The following is a 23,791-nucleotide window of genomic DNA, read 5'->3' as shown; positions in this document are numbered from 1 at the left end:
TAAAAGAGCCGTTATTTTTATATAATAGAACGGATAGAGAGGTGAAGATATGATACGTTTTGTATTAGTGGCATCAACTGTAATTGGTTTCCTTATTTTTTCCACAGGACTTTTGTATAAACTTAAAAAGACAGGCAAAAGTGACCGGGACAAGATGGAGCGGGAGAGCCTGCGCATTGTGCAGAAAGTATTCCGTTTCATACTTAAGATGTCGGGAGTGACCGTGACCGTCAAAGGGATGGAGAATGTGCCGGAAGGACAGCCTGTCCTGTATGTGGGAAACCATAGAAGTTATTTTGATATTCTCGTAGGCTATACGACGGTGCCGAGCCTACTTGGGTTTGTAGCAAAGAAAGAGATGAAACGGTATCCGCTGCTTTCCGACTGGATGACCAATGTCAATTGCCTGTTCCTGGATCGCAAGAACCTGAAAGAGGGACTTAAGACAATCCTGGAAGGAATCGAAAAGGTGAAGAGGGGCGTTTCCATCTGGATTTTTCCGGAGGGAACGAGAAACAGAGGGGACAATCTCCTGGAGCTTCTGCCCTTTAAAGAGGGGAGCTTAAAGATTGCCGAGAAATCAGGATGCCCGGTAATACCAGTTGCCATCACAGGTACGGCGGAGATATTTGAAAAACATTTTCCGATTATCAGGCCGGCCCATGTGACGATCGAGTTTGGACAGCCGTTTATTATCAAGGAACTGCCTCCGGAAGAGCGCAAGTTTGTCGGGGCATATACAAGAAAGCAGATTATCAGAATGCTTGAAAAGGAGCAGCATGGACTTACAGGAAATCAGAATTAAACTGGATGGAATCGATACACAGATTGAGAAGCTGTTTGAAGAAAGAATGAGACTCTGCGCGGATGTGGCGGAGTATAAGATTGAGACGGGCAAGGCCGTTTACGACGCCAAGCGCGAACAGGAGAAGATAGAAACCCTTACCGGAATGGCAGAGGGGGACTTTAATAAACAGGCGGTCGGAGAGCTTTTTCTCCAGATGATGACACTGAGCCGCCGATACCAGTACCAGACGATGGCGGGGCGCACCGGCCTGATGGAGCTGGGATTTGAGAAAGTGAAAAAACTGGACACTGCGGGAAAAAGGATTGTGTTTCAGGGATTGGAAGGGGCCTATGGCCATGCCGCTGCGCTGCGGTACTTTGGCAAAGAGGCCGATATCCACCATGTCCGCAGGTTTGAAGACCTGATGATAGAGGTGAAGGAGGGCCGGGCCGATTACAGCGTGCTCCCGATCGAGAACTCCTCCGCAGGAGCCGTTACGGATAACTACGATCTGCTTTTAAGGTATAACAATTACATAGTGGCGGAAACCTTTGTTCCGGTAAACCACTTCCTGCTCGGTACGCAGGATGCCTCCATTGAGGATATCCGGCGCGTATATGCCCATCCCCAGGCGCTGATGCAGAGTTCCGAGTTCCTGAACGGGAGGGAGAACTGGCAGCAGCTCAGCATGGAGAATAATGCGGTTGCCGCCAAGAAGATCCGGGATGAGAATGACAGGACCCAGGCCGCGGTGGCAAGTGAGATAGCAGGGGAAATCTACGGTTTAAAGCCGCTTGCCACGTCCATTAACAACAGTAAAGAGAACACGACGCGTTTCCTGATTTTGTCGGCTGAGCCGGTATACAGGGAAGACGCCGGGAAGATCAGCATCTGTTTTGAACTTCCCCACAAGATTGGTACTCTTTACAACATACTGGGGAATTTTATTTTTAATCACGTCAACATGAGGATGATCGAGTCACGTCCGGTTCCCGGGCGTAATTGGGAATACCGTTTCTTTGTCGACATAGAAGGAAATCTGGAGAATCCGGGAGTCATAAGCGCGCTTTACGGCATATCACAGGAAGCGAAGAATATGAGGATTCTCGGTAATTATTGACGGTACGGTATTTCGGTTCAGCCGGAAAGAGGGCAGCATGGAAGAGATAATGAGGAAAGAAAACGGAAAAATACAGGGGAATCAGATGATTCTCTACAGAAATTTAAAATATCAGAACTTATTTGACAATGTATGCGCACTGCTGGCAGCGGACAGGGGCCCTGAGGCCCCGGATGCTTTTGCCTGTGCCAACTGTCTGATAGAACTGGCAGTGACCTATGGTTTTAAAGGAAATCTATGGCACTGCTTTTTGGCATTCTGTATGGCGAACCATGAGAACGCCTACAGTACTTCATGTGAGATTACAGGCCCTGTAAAAGGCACGCTAAATGAGCTGGCGGCTCATGACTTCCGGCTGATGAGGGAGCTTTTTTCACGCGATATCGCCGCTTTGGACGAGGAGGATGGCGGTATCTGGCATCTGATGAAGCGGTATCAGAGTTCATCGGATGAGAGCCGGGTGTTCAACCGAAGAATCCGCGACAGGATTGTGGAGCTGGCTGCGGCGCTTGAGAGCGCAGGCGACGACAGGACGTTCCAGGATACGGTGACTGAGTTTTACAGGGAATTCGGCGTCGGCAAATTCGGCCTTAATAAGGCGTTCCATATCAGCATGAATGAGAACAGCCCAAAGGCATCGATTGAGCCGATCACCAGGGTGGAGCACATTTATCTGGAGGATCTCGTCGGATACGAGATGCAGAAGGCAAAACTGATCGAAAATACGGAATCATTTATAGAAGGCAGGGCGGCCAACAACGTACTTTTGTTTGGCGACAGCGGCACGGGAAAATCTTCCAGCATTAAGGCAATTCTGAATAAATATTATGACCGGGGATTGCGGATGATAGAAGTATATAAGCATCAGTTCCGCAGCCTGTCAGATGTGCTGGAGCAGATTAAGGACCGGAACTACAAATTTATTATCTATATGGATGATCTGTCTTTTGAGGAATATGAGATAGAGTACAAATATCTGAAAGCGATTATCGAGGGCGGGCTGGGAATCAAACCCCAGAATGTCCTGATTTACGCAACCTCCAACAGACGCCATCTGATCCGGGAGAAGTTCAGCGATAAACGTGAACTGGACGATGATCTGCATGTCAATGACACGGTGCAGGAAAAATTATCCCTCGTTGCCAGGTTTGGAGTGACGATTTATTACGGTTCCCCGGACAAAAAGGAATTCCAGAAGATCGTAAAGGTGCTGGCGGAGAAATACCATGTAAATATGCCGGAGGAAGAATTGTATCTGGAGGCAAATAAATGGGAGCTGAGCCATGGCGGGCTGTCCGGCAGGACGGCCGCCCAGTTCATCACCCATTTGCTGGGTAAGTTAAAGCTGGAGGAAAAACAGTATGGCAATTAAAACATTTGCTGCGATTGACGTAGGATCGTTTGAGCTGGAACTTGGAATCTATGAGATTTCAGGCAAATACGGCATCAGGGAAATAGATCACCTGCGCCATGTTCTGGCTTTGGGAAAAGACACCTACAATGACGGTAAGATCACTTATGTGCTGGTGGATGAGATGTGCCGGGTGCTGAAGGAATTCATGGACGTCATGAAGACCTACAGGGTTCAGGATTACCGGGCCTATGCCAGCAGTGCGCTCAGGGAGGCCAGAAACAGCCAGATCGTCCTGGACCAGATCCTGGTCCGGACCGGCGTCAGGGTAATACCGATCAATAACTCCGAGCTTCGTTTTATGACCTATAAAGCGGTGGCATCCAAGGACGCGGAGTTCCAGAAGACCGTGCAGACGGGAACCGCGATTGTGGACGTGGGATTTGGAAGCTCCCAGATTTCCCTGTTTGACAAGGACTCTCTCGTATCAACCCAGAACCTGATTCTGGGTGTGCTGCGCCTTAGTGAGATGGCCGCCCACTGGAAGGTCAATTACCAGATGATACCGGAGGTGATTGACGAGCTGGTGGACAATGAACTTTACACATTTAAAAAGATGTACCTGAAGGACAGACAGATCAAGAACCTGATTGCCACCGGCGAGAGCATTATCTATATGGTCAAGAGAGGGATGAAGGAGGCGAACCGTGACCGCTTTACCGCGGAGCAGTTCAAGGCATTCTGCAAGAAACTGACCTCGATGTCCGTGGACGAGATAGAAGACTACTATGAGATAGAGCATGACTATGCGGCTCTTTTGATTCCGGGCGCCATTATCTATAAAAAGGTGCTGGATATGCTGGGGGCGGAATCCGTATGGATCCCGGGCATCCGGCTCTGTGACGGGATTGCGGCGGAGTATGCGGAGGAAAGCCGTCTTGTAAAATTCCACCATGATTTTGAGGGAGATATTCTCTCCTCGGCCCGCAATATGGCGAAGCGGTATAAGTGTTACGCAGCCCACACCCAGGAAGTGGAGAGGACGGCGGTGGCCATTTTCAACGCGACCAGGAAATATCACGGCCTGGGAAACAGGGAGAGGCTGCTGCTTCAGATTGCCGCGATTCTCCACGCTTGTGGTAAATTTGTAAGCATCACAAAGAGCACGGAAAATGCTTACCAGATTATCATGGCGACGGAGATTATCGGCCTTTCCCATCTGGAGAGGGAGATTGTCGCCAACGTCGTGAGATATAATATACAGGAATTTGCCTATGATGAGGTGGTACTGGAATCCGATTTTTCGCGGCACGGAGGCAAGAACATTTCAAGGCGGGAGCTGACCATTATTATTGCAAAGCTGACCGCGATCCTGCGCCTTGCCAATTCCATGGACAGGGGCCATAAACAGAAGCTCTCCGATTTCAAAGTGGCGGTCAGGGATGGAAACCTGGTTATCACGACGGGCTATACCGACAGTATTGTGCTGGAACGCTTCTCATTCGAGCAGAAGGCCGACTTCTTCGAGGAGATTTTCGGCATACATCCGGTATTGAGACAGAAAAGGGGGATTTAAGAGATGACAGAGACAGCATCGAAATATACCAGTCCTGAGAATTATGTGAACAGGGAACTGAGCTGGCTGGAATTCAACTACCGTGTTCTGGGCGAGGCCAGGGATAAAACCACTCCGCTGTTTGACCGGCTGAAGTTTTTAAGCATCACAGCTTCCAACCTGGATGAATTTTTCATGGTCCGTGTAGCCTCTTTAAAGGATATGATCCATGCCGGATATACGAAGCCCGACATTGCGGGGATGACGGCCACAAAACAGCTTGAGGCCATCGGAGTTAAGACGCATGAGCTGGTGGCGGATCAGTATAAGACCTATAACAGGGGCCTTCTTCCAGTTTTAAAACAGAATGGCCTGAAGATAGTGACCTGCCATGAGAACCTGACGAGAAAAGAGGCGGCCTACGTAGATAAGTATTTCGAAGACGTGGTTTATCCGGTCCTTACGCCGATGGCGGTGGATTCTTCGAGGCCGTTTCCGCTGATACGCAATAAATCCCTGAACATTGCCGCACTGGTGAGAAAGAAAAAGGGAGACAGCGAGCTGGACTTTGCCATGGTCCGTGTGCCGACCGGCCTGCCGAGGGTCGTTGTGATCCCGGATGATGAGAAAAACGCCGGGGGAGACGGCCAGGAACAGAAAGAGACGAAGACAACGATTATCTATCTGGAGGAGATCATTGAACGGAATATCGACAAACTGTTCCTGAACTATGATATCATCTGCTCCCATCCGTTCCGTGTCATGAGAAATGCCGATCTGAGCATCGACGAGGATGAGGCCGAGGATCTGCTGCAGGAGATTGAAAAACAGTTGAAAAAACGCCAGTGGGGTGAAGCAATCCGTCTGGACATCGAGGAGAAAGCCGATAAACGCCTTCTCGATATCCTGAAAAATGAGCTGGAAGTTTCAAACGACGAGATATATGAGATAAACGGCCCGCTGGATTTGACCGTGCTTATGAAAGTTTACGGCCTCCCGGGCTATGAGGCGTTCAAGACGCCGGGCTACACGCCGCAGCCGGTACCGGCCCTGATGAATGACGACGATATTTTTACCAATATCAGAAAGGGAGATATTCTCTTATTCCACCCGTATGAGTCGTTTGAACCGGTTGTGGATTTCATCAAACGGGCTGCCAAGGATCCGGATGTTCTGGCTATCAAGCAGACCCTGTACCGCGTCAGCGGAAACTCTCCGATCATTGCAGCCCTTGCAGAGGCGGCGGATAATGGAAAACAGGTTTCCGTCCTTGTGGAGCTGAAGGCGCGTTTTGATGAGGAGAATAATATTATCTGGGCGAAGATGCTGGAGAAAGCAGGCTGCCATGTAATATACGGCCTGCTGGGCCTCAAAACCCACAGTAAAATCACCCTGATTGTCAGAAAAGAGGAGGAGGGCATCCGCCGTTATGTCCATCTGGGAACGGGAAACTACAACGACTCCACAGCCAAGCTCTATACGGACTGCGGCCTGTTCACCTGCGATCCGCAGATTGGAGAGGATGCCACGGCTGTATTCAACATGCTGTCGGGATATTCCGAACCTCTGGGATGGAATAAACTGTCCCTGGCTCCCCTGTGGCTTCGCGGCAAATTCCTCCGCCTGATTCAGAGGGAGACGAAAAATGCCAGGAACGGAAAGAATGCGAGAATTGTGGCGAAACTGAACTCCCTCTGTGACAAGGAGATCATTGCCAATCTGTATGAGGCATCCTGTGCAGGCGTTAAGGTGGAACTGATTGTACGAGGCATCTGCTGCCTGAAAGCGGGCGTGCCGGGACTGAGTGAAAATATTACGGTCTGCTCGATTGTCGGTAATTTCCTGGAGCACAGCCGAATCTTCTTCTTTGAGAACAGCGGGGAACAGAAGGTATTTATGGGAAGCGCGGACTGGATGCCGAGAAACCTGGACCGGCGTGTGGAAATCCTTTTCCCGGTGGAAGACGAGAAGCTGAAAGAGCGTGTAATCCACATCCTGGATGTCCAGTTAAATGACAATGTGAAGGCTCATTTCCTGCAGCCGGACGGCACTTATGCAAAGAAGGATAAGAGGGGAAAAGCCCTTGTTATCTCCCAGGAGGTATTCTGCGAAGAGGCGATCCAGGCAGCCAGGGCGGAGAAGGATCTGACGGATCCGGTAAAGAACCGGGTGTTTATTCCTCTGGAACAGTAGGGAATTGAAGATGACTTCGGAATCTGGATGGAATGGGAGAAAGAATCAGGGAAGAACCGCGGTGGAACTAAGGCTGGAGCCGGGAAAACGGGATTTAGAACCGCGGTGAACGGGCTCTGCTTATAGATTCTGTAAAAACATAAAAAACGAAACAATGATGCTTATCAGGCTTTGTACCGCTTTGAGGCATCACTGTTTCGTTTTTATATTTTCTGTGGACAATATTTCTTCACGCTGTCATACAATAGATAATATCCAGTGGATAATAGCCTGATTGCTGGTAACAACCGGAAGCTCCAGCATTCGGCTGATTCTGTTATGGATCTCGGCGGCACGGAAATTCGTGCAGGAAAGTAAGAGCAGATCCTGTTCTTTTAATCTATCGCTGTATCTGGATGCCATATCCTCAATCTCCTGAGGCTCCACCCGGGCAATCTGTGTATCGTCGGAGATTCCAAGGCCGTAATAGGCTCCGCAGGCGATGTGGAATTCCGCCAGAGTGGCCGCAAAGAATTGGTTAACCTCCACGGTATAGGGGGTCAGGAGGCCGATTCGCTTCGCTTCAAAGCGCCTGATTTCAGAAAGGACGGCGGAAAATGCATTGGTCACGGGACATTTTAGCCCTTCTTCCATCAGATGTCCGATGCGCTGTAACCCCTCCTCACCGTAAACTGCCGAGGCCGATGTACAGCCGAACACCGCGCCGTCAAACTGGGTAATGTCTTTCAGAAATGAGATTGCCTTCGGCAGTTCTTCGTCCACCATACGCTTTTCCGCCGCCTCCCCAACTTCATCCAGGCGCATCCTGGCGGTGTGGATAATGACGTTGGAAGGGAGATAAATCTGAAGATCCGTTTCCAGAATGGAATCCGTGTTGGGCAGCAGCAGGGCAATCCTTTTTATATCTCGCTTTGACATCTGTGTACCTCCTGTTCACTTAGAACCGTATACTTTTGTAATGATTTAATTATATACATTTTTTGGCATATCCGTCAATATATTCTGACGTTTTGTTGAAAATGGCAAAATATACTGTTATATAAGGAGGGGATGGAATATTTGCGTTCACAGTCCAGTTCATTCGGGTTTTTGTTACAGAAGAAGGGCCGGGCAGGGGCCGGGCGGGGCACGGCGGGCCGGAGAACCCGGAAAACCCTTGATTTACAAGGGAAGATTTCTCCAAAAATGTAAGAGAAAATTAAAGCAAATTTTTCTGCTGTATGGTAAACTAAAGCTGTATGGTTTTCCGGAGAGAAACAAAACGGGAAAATGACAGAAAAGGTTTACTAATGAGGGAGGATTTTTATGTCAGAGATCAACATCTTAGTGGTAGATGATGAAAAGGAAATAGCGGACCTGGTGGAGATTTACCTGGTCAGTGACGGATATAAAGTATTTAAGGCGGATAACGCACAGGCAGGACTCGATATTCTGGAGAAGGAGAGCATTCATCTCGTCCTTCTGGATATCATGATGCCGGGGATGGACGGACTTGAGATGTGCAAGAAGATCAGGGAGACCAACAATATCCCGATTATCATGCTCAGCGCCCGCTCCACGGATCTTGATAAGATTCTGGGTCTCGGGACCGGGGCGGACGATTATGTGGTAAAGCCGTTTAACCCGCTGGAGCTGACGGCCAGGGTGAAGTCCCAGCTTCGCAGATACACACAGTTAAATCCACAGAGCAACGTAAGTTCCTCCGCCAAGAATGAGATTTCCATCAAGGGACTGATTATTAACAAGGATAACCACAAGGTAGTGGTATATGGGGAAGAGATCAAGCTGACCCCGATTGAATTCGATATCCTCTATCTTCTCGCTTCCAATCCGGGCCGCGTATTCAGCACCGACGAGATATTCGAAAAGGTTTGGAATGAGAAGGTCTATGAAGCCAACAACACAGTTATGGTACATATCCGGCGCCTTCGCGGCAAGATGAAAGAAGACACCAGACAGAACAAGATCATCACCACCGTCTGGGGGGTAGGATACAAAATTGAAAAGTAGTGACATGAGCAAACGGTTTCGTACGAAAATCGTTACAAACATATTTTACAGTGCAGTGATAACCTGCCTGATAGAAGTATTTCTCATCGCGAATGTTTCCATGATCATTGGGTATCTGAAAGAGACGAGATACGCCGATTCCTTTTTTCTGCAGATGACGGAAATCAATACGCTGATGGTCCTCATCTATGTGCTCATGGGGATTGGCGTATTTACCGTGACCTTTATGACACTGCAGGAGAAAGCGCTGCGCTACATCGGGAAGATCTCTTCCGCTATCCAGAATATTTCGGAGGGAGATCTGAATACAACGGTGGAGGTCACGGGAGATGACGAATTTACCCAGATGGCGGTAAACCTCAATAAGATGATGGAGGATATCCGCAGGCTGATGGATAAGGAGAGGGAGGCAGAGAGGACGAAAAATGAGCTGATCACTAATGTGGCCCATGATCTGAGGACACCCCTCACATCGATCATCGGATATCTGGAGCTGTTGTCCGGCAAGGTGGAGATTCCACAGGAGATGCAGAAGAAGTACATTGATATCGCGTATGCAAAGTCCAAACGCCTGGAGAAGCTGATCGAGGATCTGTTCGGATTTACCAAGATGAATTATGGCAAGATGAGCATGCATGTTGGAAAGGTGGATGTTGTTAAGCTTTTGAGCCAGCTTCTGGAGGAGTTCTATCCGAGCTTCGTGGACAAGAACCTGTCCTATGAACTTCAGAGCAATGTGCCCGGCAAAGTGATTACGGCGGACGGGAATCTTCTGGCCCGCCTCTTTGATAACCTGATTAACAATGCAATTAAATACGGAGCCGACGGAAAACGGGTGCTTGTCAAGATACAGGTCGCCGAGCCGACGGTTACCGTTTCCGTCACCAATTACGGTTACGTGATTCCGGAGGATGAGCTTCCGTTTATATTCAATAAGTTCTACAGAGTGGAGCAGTCGCGTTCCACCAACACGGGAGGGACGGGCCTGGGCCTTGCGATTGCCAAAAATATCGTAGATATGCATGGCGGGACGATCCAGGTGACAAGCGATTTGAACGGTACCGTATTCACCGTTAAGCTGAAGACGAACTTTGACGTAAACAAAGAGAATTTTGACACACCGGCGTAAAGCGGGGGAAGAGTGGACATGAAAGAACATAAAAAACAGGGAAAAAGAGGGGCAGGCCTCTTTTTTGCCTTATTTGCACTAATATTCCTGGGGGGTGCGGTACTGCTCCCGCTCAGAACCATGGCGGCCATCCAGGCGGGAAAGGACGCGCCTGTTGCAATGGAGGTAACATACGGGTTTGACGACACGGCAAAAGGAAACCGCTATCTGCAGATAAAGGTTCAGATGGAAAACAGGAAAGAGCAGGACTTTACGGGAAGACTGGAAATCCTGACCACCGAGTCGAGTATGGAGGTTTACCGCTACGATTACCCGATATCGATTAAAGGCGGAGGACAGGAAGAAAAGTCTGTCTACATCCCCCTTGGAATCAAGACGGATCAGCTGTTTGTCAGCATGACGGATGCAGGCGGCAATGAGGTGATCAGGAAGCGCCTGAAACTGAATATAAGCGGCGATGTCGCGGAGACATTTGTCGGTGTGTTCAGCGACCATCCGGAAGAACTGCAGTTTATGGACGAAGTGGGAATCCATTATGGTTCTATTAAAATCCGCCAGGTTTATCTGAACCGTGAAACGACTCCGGAGAATGCCTTCGGCTATGATCAGCTGGACATGATTCTGGTGTCGGACTATGATTTAAACCAGCTTTCCGAAGCGCAGCATAAGGCGGTCAGCCGCTGGATTGACGACGGCGGAACGCTTCTTGTGGGAGGAGGCGCGCGTTATAAAGAGTCGTTGGGGCGCTTTGCCTCCGAGATTCTGGAGCCGCCGTACAAGGAGGCCGTTCTTCAGGAGGTGAATCTCGGGGCGGAATACTCACAGAATGCTCCGCAGGACGCCGTCATGGAGATGGTCTGTGCCAATATCGGACTGAAAAACGGTTCGGCCCTGATGCCGGGGGACGCTTTCCCCCTCCTTTCTTATGTACACAGGAAAAAGGGCAGGATTGTTGCGGCAGCATTTGAACTGAAAGATATCAGGGGTTTTTGCGAGACCCATCCTGCATTTATTGAAAAATTTTACACAATGGCCATGGGCGATATGAAGACGAACGAATTGGCCCAGATGGAGTATTCCGGCTTTGCCAGCCTGTATTTTACCGTACAGGGACTGATCAACACGGGGGATGCCGGAAGGCTGCCCAATATTATCCTTTACACATTTGTCATTCTCGTTTATCTGGTTTTGATAGGTCCGGTGATTTATCTTTACCTGAAAAAACGTTCCATTCACCGGTATTATATGGGAGGCGTGACCGCCTGTGCCCTGATTTTTACGGGGATTATCTATATTCTGGGAATGAAGACACGGTTCAGGGAACCTTTCTTTACTTATGCGACGATTCTGGATGTTTCGGGGAAGGATGTGGAGGAGGAGACTTATGTCAATATCCGCAGTCCTTACAATAAACCATATACGGTGAAGCTGAACCCGCAGTATGCGGTGAGGCCGGTGACGAAAGGGTATTACTATGATTCGTTCACCGCCGCACGGTTTACAGGGGAGGAAGATTACAAGACAGATATCAATTACCTTCCGGACAGAACCGAGATAAAAATACGCGATACCGTCGCATTTACGCCGAAACTGTTTATGCTGAGGAAACAGCTCGACAGGACGGAGCATGTGGGAATAGACGGAAAAGTGGATATATATGGAGGGGAAATCGAGGGAACCCTGGTCAACCGGTTTGATTACAGGCTGGAGGACGCCGTTCTTCTTCTTTATGGACAGGCCGTATTGCTGGGAGATATGGAGCCGGGGCAGGAGATAAAACTGGACGATTTGGAAATTCTCAATTATCCTCTGAGTTATACGTACGCCCTTTCACAAAGGGTTACCGGAGGCGACCAGTATGAGAAGACGGACATCAACGATGAAGGCTATATGCGCTCGCAGGAGCACAGCCGCCTGCTGTCTTTTTACCTGGATTCCGTGATGGATGAATATACGCCTGAGGCAACGGTTGTGGGTTTCAGCCCCAACCAGGGGGAAACGTTCCTGGAGGGCGATGACTTTATCGCGGAGGGACTCACGATGGTGACCGCCAAGGTGGAACTCAGCCGGAAGGAGAACGGCCTTGTTTACAGGACGGCCCTGGAACAGGATCCGAAGGTGATTTCAGGCAATTATCAGCCAAGATATAACAGCATGTACACGGGAGAACCGGCGGAACCTGCGATTATTGAGTATTCGCTCGGCAATGACCTGGATATCATCCGTGTGGACTTTAAGAAATTGTCACCTGTATTTATCGACAACCCGAGATATCCATATCTGAATATTTTTACCGGGAAGATGTTTTTTTACAACTATGACACCGGACGCAATGATCTGATGGAAGAAAAGGACAGCTATACAGCCCAGGAATTAAAGCCGTACCTGTCACCGGCCAATACGCTCACCGTGAAATATGTCAGTGAGGGAACAAATGAGAACGGATGGGACAGACAGCTTCCGATGCTTTACGTCACAGGGAGGGAAAAATAATGCTGGAAATCAGACAGCTTCGAAAAAAATACGGCAATTTCCAGGCCCTTGACGGTTTAAATCTGGAGATAGCCAAGGGGGAACTGTTCGGCTTTGTCGGTCCCAACGGGGCAGGCAAAACGACGACGCTTAAGATCGCGGCGGGACTTCTGGCGCCGGACGGCGGCGAAGTGATAATCGACGGCGTGGATGCCGTCAGAGACAATACGGCGCTAAAACAGAAGATTGGATATGTCCCGGACTTTTTCGGGGTTTACGATAACCTGAAGGTATCGGAGTATATGGAATTTTTTGCCTCCTGCTACGGAATAGAAGGACTGATGGCCAGAAAACGGTGCGGACTTCTGCTTGAGCAGGTAAAGCTGGAGGACAAGGCAGACTTTTTTGTGGACGGCCTTTCCAGAGGAATGAAGCAGAGGCTCTGCCTGGCCAGGGCCCTGATCCATGATCCGGAACTGCTGATTCTGGATGAACCGGCTTCCGGCCTGGATCCCAGGACGAGAGTGGAGTACACGCTGATGCTGAAGGAACTGAGGGAACAGGGCAAGACGCTGATTGTAAGTTCCCACATGCTGTCGGAACTGTCGGAATTATGCACCAGCATCGGCATCATAGAGCAGGGCAGGATGGTCCTGCAGGGCAGCATGTCCCAGATTTTTGAGCGCGTCAATTCTTCCAATCCGCTTTTAATCTGCGTTTTCAGCAATAAGGAGAAGGCGCTGACCATATTAAAGAGCCATCCCTGCGTGCAGACGATATCGGTGAAGGAAGAGGAGATTAAGGTCGGATTTATCGGAGATAAGCAGGATGAAGCGATGCTGCTCCAGCAAATGATAGATGCCGATGTAATGATAAGTGGTTTTATGAGAGAAAAGGGTAGTCTGGAAACGCTCTTTATGCAGATTACCGGTCACGAAGGAGAGAAGGCGGTGCTGAAACATGAAATTGAATCCGGTTTATAAAAGAGAACTGACTGTCAGCAGCCGCAGTATCCGTATGGCGCTGATTCTTTTGATATTTAACAGTGTTCTGGCCATAGTGGCCCTGTTCAATATGTTTACCGTAGTGGAACAGGTGAAGGTGACGGCGGAGATACAGTATTCCAGATTCCTGGAGCTGTACACCTTTGTCTCCTCCATCGAATTTTTGATGCTGATGTTTATTATGCCGGCCCTTACGGCCAGCAGCATCAGCGGTGAGAGGGAGCGTCAGACGCTGGAACTGATGCTGACCACGACGATGCAGCCCAAAGAAATTATCCTGGGCAAATTCTGGTCGGCGCTCACTACGATGCTGATTCTGGCCATTTCAGCGCTGCCGGTTCAGTCGCTTGTATTTGTGTACGGCGGAATCACGATTGTGGATGTGCTGGTGCTGTTTCTCTGTTATGGTATTGTGGCGCTGTTTACGGGAGGTATCGGCATGTTTTATTCCTCCCTGCTGAAACGCTCTACCGTAGCCACGGTCTGCACTTACGTCACCATCGTGCTTCTGGTGGCGGGGACGTATGCCGTCAATGTGTTTACATACCGCCTGGATGTCAATGAAGTTAATTCCTATGTGTCGGTTTTAAACTCCGCGGCCAGGCAGGCCAGCTCGGGTGGTTTTATTTACCTGCTGCTCCTGAACCCGGCGCTGACATTTTATTCCGTGATCAACGGGCAGGCGGGAGCCGGGGATATCCGAAAACCGTTTGAACAGTGGTTTGGGGCTCTGCCGGACAATTTTATCATGGATCACTGGGCTGCAGTGAGCATGGCAATACAACTTGTTCTGGCCATAATATTGATTATAATTTCCATCTATGCGGTTACTCCTATCCACGGAAGAAAAGATAAGGCGGTGCAGCATGAGAAAATAAGAGGATTTGAAAGAGAAAAGAGGAGACAGCCATGTTGAGAATCGGATGTCATTTATCATCATCCAAGGGTTATCTGGCCATGGGAAAAGAGGCGGAGAAGATCGGCGCCGGGACGTTTCAGTTTTTTACCAGGAACCCGAGGGGCGGCAGCGCGAAAAAGATCGATCCGGCCGATGCCGGGAATTTTCTTGCTTTTGCCGAAACACAGGGGATTGAAAAGATTTTGGCCCATGCGCCCTACACGTTAAACGGCTGTTCCGCCGATGAAAATATCAGAAAGTTCGCCAGGGAGACCATGGAGGATGATTTAAACAGAATGGAGTACACCCCGGGAAACTGTTACAATTTCCACCCGGGCAGCCACGTAAAGCAAGGGGTGGAAACCGGAATTGCATATATTGCGGAAATGCTGAACGGGATTCTGAAACCAGAACAGAGGACGACCGTGCTCCTGGAGACGATGGCGGGAAAAGGCAGCGAGGTGGGACGGGAGTTTGAAGAACTCCGGGAGATCCTTTCACGGGTGGAACTTTCAGACAAGATGGGAGTCTGCCTGGACACCTGCCATGTATGGGACGGCGGGTATGATATTGTAAATGATCTGGACGGCGTCCTGAATCATTTTGACCGGGTGATTGGCCTTCACAGGCTGAAAGCCATCCATTTAAACGACAGCATGAATCCCCTGGGCGCACACAAGGACCGCCATGCAAAAATCGGGGAGGGCCATATCGGCCTCGATGCAATGGTGCGGATTATCAATCATCCGGCGCTTAGAAATCTGCCTTTTTATCTGGAAACGCCCAATGATTTGGACGGATATGCAAGGGAGATAGCGCTGCTCAAATCAAAATACAGGGATTAAAACAGGAGGTAGTGGAATGGGAATTATTAAAGCGGTAACGGGGGCAATCGGGACGTCTTTAGCGGATCAGTGGCTGGAGGTCATCGAAGCTGAGGATATGAGTGACCAGACGGTATTTACCAAAGGCGTTAAAATCAGGTCGGGACAGAATAAAAAGGGACTGGCTGACGTGGTTTCCAACGGTTCCATAATCCATGTGTACCCGAATCAGTTCATGATGCTGGTGGACGGCGGCAAGGTTGTGGATTATACGGCGGAAGAGGGATATTACAAAGTGGATAATTCTGCGATGCCGTCCCTTTTTAACGGTGAATTCGGAGACGCCCTGAAGGAGACGTTTAACAGAATCCGTTTCGGCGGCCAGACGCCTCTGAAACAGGTGGCGTATTTTATCAATCTCCAGGAAATCAAGGGAATCCGCTTTGGCACCAGGACACCGATCAATTATTTTGATAATTTCTACAACGCCGAGCTGTTTTTAAGGGCGCACGGAACCTATTCGATCAAGGTTACGGAGCCCCTCAAGTTCTATGCGGAAGTCATTCCAAAGAATGAAGACCATGTGGATATCGACGTAATCAACGAACAGTATCTGTCCGAATTTTTGTCGGCCCTCCAGTCCTCTATCAACCAGATGTCATCAGACGGCACAAGGATCTCCTATGTCAGCTCCAAGAGCCGCGAGCTCGGCCAGTATATGTCGACAACGCTGGACGCCGAGTGGAACCAGATGAGGGGAATGGAGATTCAGGCGGTGGGTATTGCCAGCATCTCCTATGACGAGGAATCCCAGAAGCTGATTAATATGAGAAATCAGGGAGCCATGCTCGGCGATCCGTCTGTACGTGAGGGATATGTACAGGGCTCTGTGGCAAGAGGAATGGAGGCGGCAGGCTCCAATGCAAACGGCTCCCTGGCCGGGTTCATGGGTATGGGCGTGGGAATGAACGCAGGCGGCGGCCTGATGGGAGCGCTGTCGGCGGCCAATATGCAGCAGATGCAGATGAACCAGGCCATGGGACAGCCGCCGATATTCCAGACGGATTGGATGCAGCAGGCAGGCGCACCGGGAAATTTCCAGGGAAATGCCCAGGGAGGCGCGGGACGCAGGACGGCCCCCATGCAGCCGGCATCATGGACCTGTGCCTGTGGAACTGTGAATACGGGCAAGTTCTGTTCTGAATGCGGAACACCGAAACCCTCAGAAGAGTGGACCTGCAGCTGCGGCAATGTAAACAAGGGGAATTTCTGTTCGGAGTGTGGAAAACCGAGGCCATAAAAGGTGAAACGAAAGATGAACACAATTACATATAAGTGTCCCAACTGTGACGGCGGTTTGGAGTTTGATCCGAAAACCCAGAAATTCAAATGCGGGTACTGTCTGTCCGAGTTTACGCAGGAAGAACTGGTAGGACTGGCCGACACGGAAGAGGCAGAGACGGCGGAGCGGGAAGACGCGGCAGAACCGGCAGGAGGTTCTGAGGAAAATTCACCGGACGATTCCCCATTGGTTCTTTACCACTGCCCAAGCTGCGGAGCCGAGATCGTTACGGATGAGACGACAGCAGCCACATTCTGCTATTACTGCCACAATCCGGTGGTGCTTTCGGGCAGGCTGGAAGGTATTTATAAGCCGGATTATATCATTCCGTTTGAGATGGATCGGAAAAAGGCAGAGAAGATTTTCAAAGACTGGATTAAACGCAAAAGATATGTACCGCGGGATTTCTATTCGCCGGGACAGATGGAACTGATGGAAGGGATCTATTACCCCTACTGGCTCTATAGCTGCAAGGTGGACGGATGGATTGACGCGGAGGGCATTAAGCGCAGGACGACGAGGACCGGGAACATCGAGTATCTGGAGACCAGCCGGTATCAGGTCGAGAGAAAAGGGGAGATGGACGTTAAAAATATCTCCCGGAATGCCCTGAAGCGGGCCGACCGGAGACTGTCGGAGAATGTGCTGCCCTTTGACATGGAAAAACTGAGACCGTTCCAGGCCTCATATCTTTCCGGATTTAAGGCCGAGCGGCGTGATATGGAACGGGATGAGTTCAGGCAGGGCCTGGAGGAGGAAGTGCGCGATTTTGCAGTTAATTCCCTGAAAAACAGCATTTCCTCTTATGACAGCGTCAATATTAAAAACCACCGGGAAGAAATTGTGGATTCGGAGTGGAATTATTCGCTTCTTCCCGTGTGGGTCCTGACTTACAGGGATAAAAAGAATGATAAAATGTACTATTTCGCGATGAACGGCCAGAGCGGGAAAATCTGTGGTGTGCTGCCGGTGGACTATGGGAAACTGGCGGGCCTTTTTGCCGTTATCTTTTTCCCGGTCCTGATCCTGCTGCTGATAGGAGGGTATCTGATATGAGAACAGTCAGCCATACGGGCAATTATATAAGACTTGTCTGTGCCGGATTCCTGGCAGCGGTTTTGTCTGCCCTTATCGCCCTTGCGTCTCCGGGATCAGCTTACGCAGGGGAACAGCGCGTCTTCGATAACGGAGGGCTGTTCGATAAGGATGAAACAGAAGCACTGGAGCAAACGCTCGCTGCTTTCCGCGATGAGTGGAAGATGGATCTGGGAATCATGACAACGGACGATGCGCGGGGAAAACCGACGGAACGTCTCGCGGATGATTTTTATGACAGAAACGGCCTGGGCGTGGGAAGTGATCACAGCGGAGCGCTCCTCGTGATAGATATGGACAACCGGGAAATTTATGTTTCCACATTGGGAAAGATGGCCGGTTATCTGACGGATGAGAGAATCGAAAAGGTGCTGGACGCTGCTTACGGCTGCGTCTCCGACGGAGACTATGCGGGAGGTGCGGATGCGGCGGTAAAGCAGATTGACAGTTATATGGAGGCCGGTATTCCGGCAAATCAGCATGATTATATACGGAGCGAATACCGGCCGTCCCTGAGATGGTATGAAGTGGTATTTGCATTTGTGGCCGCCGGAGCCGTCGCCGCTCTGCCGTGCATCAGTACAGTCAACCAATATAAGATGAAAAAGGAGCAGAAGCAGGCTCTTAATTACCGTTTCTCTTACAGGGGAAACAGCGAATTTCAGTACCGCCTTGTAAACGACCTGTTTTTAAACAGGATGGTCACTCAGAGAAGAATCCCCAGGAATACGGGAAGTTCCGGTTCCGGCCGGGGGCCCGGCTCCTCAGCCGGCCGCACGACCCTTCACAGAAGCAGCAGCGGAAGGATGCACGGCGGCGGGGGGCGGAAATTTTGAGAGGCTATTAGAATATAAAGTTAATCAGGGAACAGAGAATGATTCCGATCACTGTCGGCAGCAGGAATGAGACGACAGTCCAGCGGATACTTCCTGTTTCCTTTTTTACAGTGAGGCAGGTGGTGGAACATGGCCAGTGGAACAGGGCGAAGACAGCCATGCACACCGCGGTCTTCATCGTCCATCCATGGGCGGCGAAGAGTCCCATCAGGGCGGATGGGTCGGACATCTCAACCAGGCTGCCGGTCTGCAGGTAACCCATCAGAATGATGGGGACTACAATCTCATTGGCCGGGAATCCCAATATGAATCCAACCAGAATCATACCGTCCATTCCCAGAAAACGGCCGAACGGATCGAGGAAGGAGGACATGTGGGATAAGAGGCTCTGGCCGTCGATAAACAGGTTTCCGGCTATCCAGATAATCAGGCCCGCGGGAGCCGCCACACAAACGGCGCGGCCGAGGACAAAAAGCGTTCTGTCAAAAATGGAACGGACAATGACCTTACCTATCTGCGGCCGTCTGTAGGGAGGCAGTTCCAGAGTAAAGGAAGACGGAATTCCTTTTAGTACTGTTTTGGACAGCAGAAGGGATGATAAAAGAGTGGCAAGAACCCCCAGCAGGATGAATGCCGTCAGGACAATCGCGGTGGTAAAGGATTCTAAAATTCCGCCGCTTTGTGAGCCGATTCCCATAAAAAAGATTGTAATCAGCATGATAAGGGTAGGAAAACGGCCGTTACAGGGGACCATGGAGTTGGTCAGGATGGCAATCAGCCTCTCTCGTGGAGAGTCGATAATACGGCAGCCGACGACGCCGGCTGCATTGCAGCCGAAGCCCATAGCCATGAGTGGTCAACGCATGCCCTGGGAAGGCGGTGTCTTTTTACGGGTTGCCCTGCTGCTAAGCTGTTCTCTGCACTGGGCAAACAGTTTTTCCGTCACAATGGGGGGATGTGTGCCGGGAACCTTGATCCGGTCACAGGAGGGGACCGTGAGAGATGCCCTGCTTTTGAAGGACAGTTTCTTCGTTTTTCCCTGTACCATATGGCCGAGGTACACGGGATTGTGCAGTATTTTTATGATGGTGTTGGCCGTCCACAGGCCGCTTTTGCTGTAATGGTCCGGGTTCAGGCCAGGATGTTTCAAACAGCGGTAGAGGGAAGGACAGGGGATGTGTTCCGCGTTTAATTCGCCGGCCAGCGCGGAGGGGAGAACACCCGAAGCCGTTTCAAGGAAAATCCGCAGTACGATGGGCGCTGTCTCGCCGTCAGGGATAAGCTGATGGCGTTCTTTTCCGCATTTATTGTAGCCGTAAGGGGCAAAGTTACCGATATAGGAACCCTCCTCCATCCGTACCTGCAGGGATGCACGGATTTTTCTTGAAATATCGCGGGCATACATTTCGTTCACCACGTTGCGGAACGGAATCAGGTCGGTGCTTGAATAGGCGGAGTCATATCCGTCTCCGACGGCAATGAAACGGACGCCTCTGGATGGAAAGAATAACTCCGTATATTCTCCCGTTTTAATGTAATCCCTGCCGAGCCGTGACAGATCCTTGGTGAGAACCAGCCTGATTTCTTTTTTTTCAATGTCCTCAATCATGCTGCGAAAACCGGGGCGGTCGAACGAAGTGCCGGAGTAGCCGTCGTCCACATATTCTCGGACAATGGTAAGGCGGTGTTCCCTGGCGTAGCGGAGAAGCATTTTTCTCTGATTGACAATGCTTAAACTTTCCCCGGAACCTTCATCATCTTTTGAAAGCCGCAGATAGATAGCTCCGGGCAGAAGGGAACCTTCAGAAAAAGATGGATACATATACAACCTCTTTATAATGTGGTCAGGATATTTTATGCGGGAATCTTAAATTTCAATTACAGAGAAATGAAATTAGATAAAAACAGTTGTCTACGGAGGGTAAAAATAGTATGATAAGCCTGTAGAATCAGGCTCTGACAGGGCTTAAACGCGGCAGGGCCGTGCATGTGAAATTGGATAAAGGCACAGAAAGATACATGTAAAGAGAAAGAGGAACTGATCGATATGGCAATACTGATGACAGGATTGTGCGAAAAAGGCGTTGAACTGATATGGAAACAGTGCAATGAGGAATTATTCCCCCAGGGCATTGAGTACCTTGAGGAAGCGGCCAGGGCGGGAGACCCGGAGGGCTGGTTTTTCCTGGGAAACTGCTACGGCTGGGGAGAGGGCGCCGTTGGATTCAACGAGAAAAAGGCATACGAATGTTATAAGAGAGGCATTGAGGCCGGGAGCTTCCGCTGTGTACTCGGAGCGGTCAGGGCTGGCCACTATGATGAAGAAATGAAGAAATCTTCCCTCCATACGCTGGAGGAAAGTTATAAAGAGGTACTTGAATCTGCAGAGCAGGGGGATCCGTTTTCCGCCCTGCAGATCGCGACGGCCTATGAGGGAGAGACCATTTTTGACTTGCTTCCGGGTGAGGAGCAGAAGAGGGATACCTGTTTTAGATGGTATCAGCAGGCGGCGGAAAGCGGTATCGTCTCTGCTATGGTCAAGGTCGGAAAATGCTATTTAAACGGAGAATATACACAGAGGGATGCAGAGAAGGCTCTGGAATGGGCGGACCGATGCGCCGCGCTGGGCAGCGCCTGGGGCCTGTACCGGATGGGCATTTACCACCTGGATCATGATAACGCTGAGGCAGCGTATCAGTATTTGAGGGCAGCGGCCAGCCAGGGAGCGTTGAAGGCCTATCTCCACCTGGGGCGGATGTATTTGAACGGCCAGGGGACGGAACGCGACATAGGAAAAGCGGTGGAGGCTTTTGAACAGGCGGCAAACAGCCAGGAGCCGGAGAGCTATACGGAACTGGGCAATATCTTTTACCGTGACGAGGTGGTGGAACGCGATAATGAAAAAGCGTTTTACTGGTATAGCCGCGCCTATGCGGCCGGAGAGAAGGAGACAGCCCTGCCCCTTGCCCACCTGTATCTGAGAACGTCGGATATCCAGGATCTCCAGGCGGCCGAGAAACTGTTTAAGGAAGCGGCTGAGACGGAGAAGGACGGTTTTGCAAGCCTTGCCCTGGGGAATATGAGCAGGGACGGAATCTGCAAAACTCCCGATATAGAAGAGGCGGTTACCTGGTATGAGAAGGGAGCGAAACTCGGAAATGCCGAGTGCATGGAGATACTGGGCGGCCTTTATTTTCAGGGTGGGGAAGGTCTCGATGCGGACTATGAGAAGGCATTTTACTGGCTGAACCGATGCCATCAGATGGGAACCCTGCAGTCCTACTCCAAACTGGCTTTTCTGTACATGAAAGGCCAGGGATGCGAGGCCGACGAGGAGAGAGCCAGGGAGCTTTTTGAGAAGGCCGCCGAAACAGAGTGCGACGGCTATGCCTTTTATGAACTGGGCTACCTTTACGAGAGAAAAAATGAATCCCCGGAGGATCTGGAAAAAGCGGCGGATTATTATCAGCGTGCGATAGAAATGGGAAATGAGAGCGCCGGACGGAGATTTTCTCATTTTAAGAAGAGTCTGTTTGGAAAATGGAAGGTGATATATTAGGTGAGGAATTGTATGGAAAACACTGGACTCGCCGGGGAGCATTGACTAAGCACATGGTAAGGCACTGCTTACCGCAGGCTTTACACTTTTTAAAGGCACAATCCATGTTGAATGCGGCCCTGGGAAGATAGCCCAGGTCTTCGAGCAGTGTAAAGAGCGGGAAGAAGATAGCCATTGGGGGGAGCATGACGGATACAACCCATGCAACAACCCTGAAAACACCGTAAATCATGGAACTGATAATCCATTCCGGGGCGCCTGCGTTTGTGAGCGTTGCGGCCAGCCAGGTCTCCAGGCGGAAGAACTGATCCCACAGGAAGGAAGATGGGTAATTGGCGCCGGTGATCGTGAGCCAGAATATGGCGAGCAGCAGGGCGATCATAATGAGAGAGCCGGTAAAACGGCCGGTAATCAGGCGGTCGATCCGTTCCTGGCGCTTCAGGTATGCCGGATTTTTATAGGTTACGGCCTGAGCTGCCAGGGAAGCGGGGGAGAAGTCGGGCATCAGCTCCCGCAGGGAGCGGTTGGAGGCTTCGTTCCCGCCGCCGTTATCATTTTCCGAATCAGCGGTTTTGCCATTCCCGTCGTTCTCACCGGAGTAGGAGTATACGCCGGATGAACATAAACCGCTGCAGGGGCAGGAATCGCAGGGAAAGGGGAAATCAGGCAGAGCTTCCGGTCCATCACCACAGCTCTGCTGGCAGCAGCGGCACATCTGAAAGGCGGAAGAGCTATGGTAGTCCATTTCGCCGCTCTCCGGTTGAGCCTGGCTCTCAGGTTTCAGCCTTCCGTTATCTTTACAGATTCCGTATATTTCTTCTTTCAATCGGTCCAACCCATGGCGGTCTCTGGCGGTGCAGGGAATCACGGGTATGTTCAGTTTTTCCGACAGCAGTTCAAAATTCAGCTCGATCCCCTTTTTGGCGGCTTCATCACAGAGGTTTACACACAGGATGACATGGGTCAGCAGGGAATCCTCCAGGTCACGGATTTGCTTTAGAAGACGCAGCCCGCGCTCGGCACAGGTTGCATCGCAGACAACCAGCAGTAAATCGGGACCGCCGGAGACAATATATTCTCTGGCGATTTCTTCTTCCTCTGAATGGGTCCGCAGGGAGTAGGTTCCGGGCAGGTCGACAACCAGGCTGGACATATCTTTATAGTGGAACTGTCCGCTGCAGCAGGCGACTGTCTTTCCGGACCAGTTTCCGGTGTGCTGGTGCATTTTTGTCAGGGCGTTGAAAATGGTACTTTTTCCCACATTGGGGGTTCCGGCCAGGGCTATTGTAAAAGGGCTGTTCTGATTCATAGATGGGGTTCCTCCGTTTCCGTTTCGTTTTCTTTGATAAAAATCAGATCGGCGTCTTCACGCCGAAGGGCGATGACAGCACCTTTGATAAGAAATGCAGATAGTTCGCCGTCACACTTTCGTAAGATACAGGTAACTGAGGTACCAGGCTCAAAACCGAGATCGAGAAGTCTTCCGGTAATGGATTTATTATCTGACAGCCAGCAAATTACAGCGGTTTGCCCAATGGACATTTTACTTAAGGGATATAACATGGTCTCACATCACAGAATGATAGCTTTATTATTAGATATGTTAACAGTCAGGC

20 protein-coding genes are annotated in these 23,791 nt (G+C 50.3%); 15 read left to right on the top strand and 5 right to left on the bottom strand.

Annotated elements, in window-relative coordinates:
- The first annotated feature begins 49 nt into the window (after positions 1 to 49).
- The 5 genes from V3C10_19375 to V3C10_19355 are packed head-to-tail and all read left to right on the top strand — an operon-like array spanning position 50 to position 7,006.
- Positions 50 to 805 (top strand): lysophospholipid acyltransferase family protein, encoded by a 756-nt coding sequence (locus V3C10_19375; GenBank protein ID WVP61440.1) that lies wholly within the window; start codon positions 50 to 52, stop codon positions 803 to 805.
- Positions 780 to 1,907 (top strand): prephenate dehydratase domain-containing protein, encoded by a 1,128-nt coding sequence (locus V3C10_19370; protein WVP61439.1) that lies wholly within the window; start codon positions 780 to 782, stop codon positions 1,905 to 1,907. Before V3C10_19375 ends, V3C10_19370 begins: the two co-directional genes overlap by 26 nt.
- A 37-nt stretch (positions 1,908 to 1,944) precedes the next feature.
- Positions 1,945 to 3,279, top strand: a complete 1,335-nt coding sequence (locus V3C10_19365; protein WVP61438.1) for an ATP-binding protein — start codon at positions 1,945 to 1,947, stop codon at positions 3,277 to 3,279.
- Positions 3,269 to 4,834 (top strand): exopolyphosphatase, encoded by a 1,566-nt coding sequence (locus V3C10_19360; GenBank protein ID WVP61437.1) that lies wholly within the window; start codon positions 3,269 to 3,271, stop codon positions 4,832 to 4,834. The genes V3C10_19365 and V3C10_19360 overlap by 11 nt, the downstream gene beginning before the upstream one ends.
- Positions 4,835 to 4,837: 3 nt before the next feature.
- On the top strand, positions 4,838 to 7,006 hold the full coding sequence (locus V3C10_19355; protein WVP61436.1) for an RNA degradosome polyphosphate kinase: 2,169 nt from the start codon (positions 4,838 to 4,840) through the stop codon (positions 7,004 to 7,006).
- A 237-nt stretch (positions 7,007 to 7,243) separates the two neighbouring features.
- Here the strand turns inward: V3C10_19355 and V3C10_19350 are convergent, their stop codons facing one another.
- Positions 7,244 to 7,924, bottom strand: coding sequence for an aspartate/glutamate racemase family protein (locus V3C10_19350; GenBank protein WVP61435.1), 681 nt, complete (start codon positions 7,922 to 7,924; stop codon positions 7,244 to 7,246).
- 387 nt (positions 7,925 to 8,311) lie between these two features.
- On the opposite strand from V3C10_19350, the gene V3C10_19345 reads away from it, so the two are divergent.
- The 9 genes from V3C10_19345 to V3C10_19305 are packed head-to-tail and all read left to right on the top strand — an operon-like array spanning position 8,312 to position 18,616.
- Positions 8,312 to 9,016 carry a response regulator transcription factor gene (locus tag V3C10_19345; protein WVP61434.1) on the top strand — a complete coding sequence of 235 codons (705 nt, stop codon included), beginning with the start codon at positions 8,312 to 8,314 and terminating at the stop codon, positions 9,014 to 9,016.
- Positions 9,017 to 9,020: 4 nt separating this feature from the next.
- Positions 9,021 to 10,145 carry a HAMP domain-containing sensor histidine kinase gene (locus V3C10_19340; protein WVP64669.1) on the top strand — a complete coding sequence of 375 codons (1,125 nt, stop codon included), beginning with the start codon at positions 9,021 to 9,023 and terminating at the stop codon, positions 10,143 to 10,145.
- Between the two features lie 18 nt (positions 10,146 to 10,163).
- Positions 10,164 to 12,638 (top strand): hypothetical protein, encoded by a 2,475-nt coding sequence (locus V3C10_19335; GenBank protein ID WVP61433.1) that lies wholly within the window; start codon positions 10,164 to 10,166, stop codon positions 12,636 to 12,638.
- Positions 12,638 to 13,600 (top strand): ABC transporter ATP-binding protein, encoded by a 963-nt coding sequence (locus V3C10_19330; GenBank protein ID WVP61432.1) that lies wholly within the window; start codon positions 12,638 to 12,640, stop codon positions 13,598 to 13,600. Before V3C10_19335 ends, V3C10_19330 begins: the two co-directional genes overlap by 1 nt.
- Positions 13,578 to 14,537, top strand: coding sequence for an ABC transporter permease subunit (locus V3C10_19325; GenBank protein ID WVP61431.1), 960 nt, complete (start codon positions 13,578 to 13,580; stop codon positions 14,535 to 14,537). Before V3C10_19330 ends, V3C10_19325 begins: the two co-directional genes overlap by 23 nt.
- Positions 14,531 to 15,364, top strand: a complete 834-nt coding sequence (locus tag V3C10_19320) for a deoxyribonuclease IV (protein WVP61430.1) — start codon at positions 14,531 to 14,533, stop codon at positions 15,362 to 15,364. Before V3C10_19325 ends, V3C10_19320 begins: the two co-directional genes overlap by 7 nt.
- A gap of 16 nt (positions 15,365 to 15,380) precedes the next feature.
- The gene (locus V3C10_19315) at positions 15,381 to 16,643 is read left to right on the top strand and encodes an SPFH domain-containing protein (GenBank protein WVP61429.1); all 1,263 of its coding nucleotides are present in this window, start codon (positions 15,381 to 15,383) and stop codon (positions 16,641 to 16,643) included.
- 15 nt (positions 16,644 to 16,658) lie between these two features.
- Positions 16,659 to 17,741, top strand: coding sequence for a TFIIB-type zinc ribbon-containing protein (locus V3C10_19310; GenBank protein WVP61428.1), 1,083 nt, complete (start codon positions 16,659 to 16,661; stop codon positions 17,739 to 17,741).
- Positions 17,738 to 18,616: a TPM domain-containing protein gene (locus V3C10_19305; GenBank protein ID WVP61427.1), complete on the top strand. Its 879-nt coding sequence runs from the start codon at positions 17,738 to 17,740 to the stop codon at positions 18,614 to 18,616. Before V3C10_19310 ends, V3C10_19305 begins: the two co-directional genes overlap by 4 nt.
- A gap of 7 nt (positions 18,617 to 18,623) precedes the next feature.
- On the opposite strand, the gene V3C10_19300 is transcribed toward V3C10_19305, so the two are convergent.
- Positions 18,624 to 19,466, bottom strand: coding sequence for a nucleoside recognition domain-containing protein (locus V3C10_19300; GenBank protein WVP61426.1), 843 nt, complete (start codon positions 19,464 to 19,466; stop codon positions 18,624 to 18,626).
- 6 nt (positions 19,467 to 19,472) lie between these two features.
- Positions 19,473 to 20,438: a recombinase family protein gene (locus tag V3C10_19295; protein ID WVP61425.1), complete on the bottom strand. Its 966-nt coding sequence runs from the start codon at positions 20,436 to 20,438 to the stop codon at positions 19,473 to 19,475.
- Positions 20,439 to 20,663: 225 nt separating this feature from the next.
- Here V3C10_19295 and V3C10_19290 point away from each other — a divergent pair, with 225 nt between their 5' ends.
- The gene (locus V3C10_19290; protein WVP61424.1) at positions 20,664 to 22,175 is read left to right on the top strand and encodes a tetratricopeptide repeat protein; all 1,512 of its coding nucleotides are present in this window, start codon (positions 20,664 to 20,666) and stop codon (positions 22,173 to 22,175) included.
- Here the strand turns inward: V3C10_19290 and V3C10_19285 are convergent.
- Together V3C10_19285 and V3C10_19280 are read right to left on the bottom strand one after the other, a co-directional pair.
- A complete protein-coding gene (locus V3C10_19285) occupies positions 22,135 to 23,484 on the bottom strand; it encodes a FeoB small GTPase domain-containing protein (GenBank protein ID WVP61423.1) in 1,350 nt (449 codons plus the stop codon). The genes V3C10_19290 and V3C10_19285 overlap by 41 nt on opposite strands.
- A complete protein-coding gene (locus V3C10_19280; GenBank protein WVP64668.1) occupies positions 23,481 to 23,717 on the bottom strand; it encodes a FeoA family protein in 237 nt (78 codons plus the stop codon). The genes V3C10_19285 and V3C10_19280 overlap by 4 nt, the downstream gene beginning before the upstream one ends.
- Between the last annotated feature and the right edge of the window lie 74 nt (positions 23,718 to 23,791).

Source organism: [Clostridium] symbiosum (assembly GCA_036419695.1).
GTDB classification, from domain to species: domain Bacteria; phylum Bacillota; class Clostridia; order Lachnospirales; family Lachnospiraceae; genus Otoolea; species Otoolea symbiosa_A.
This window is presented reverse-complemented; position numbering and strand designations above follow the sequence as displayed.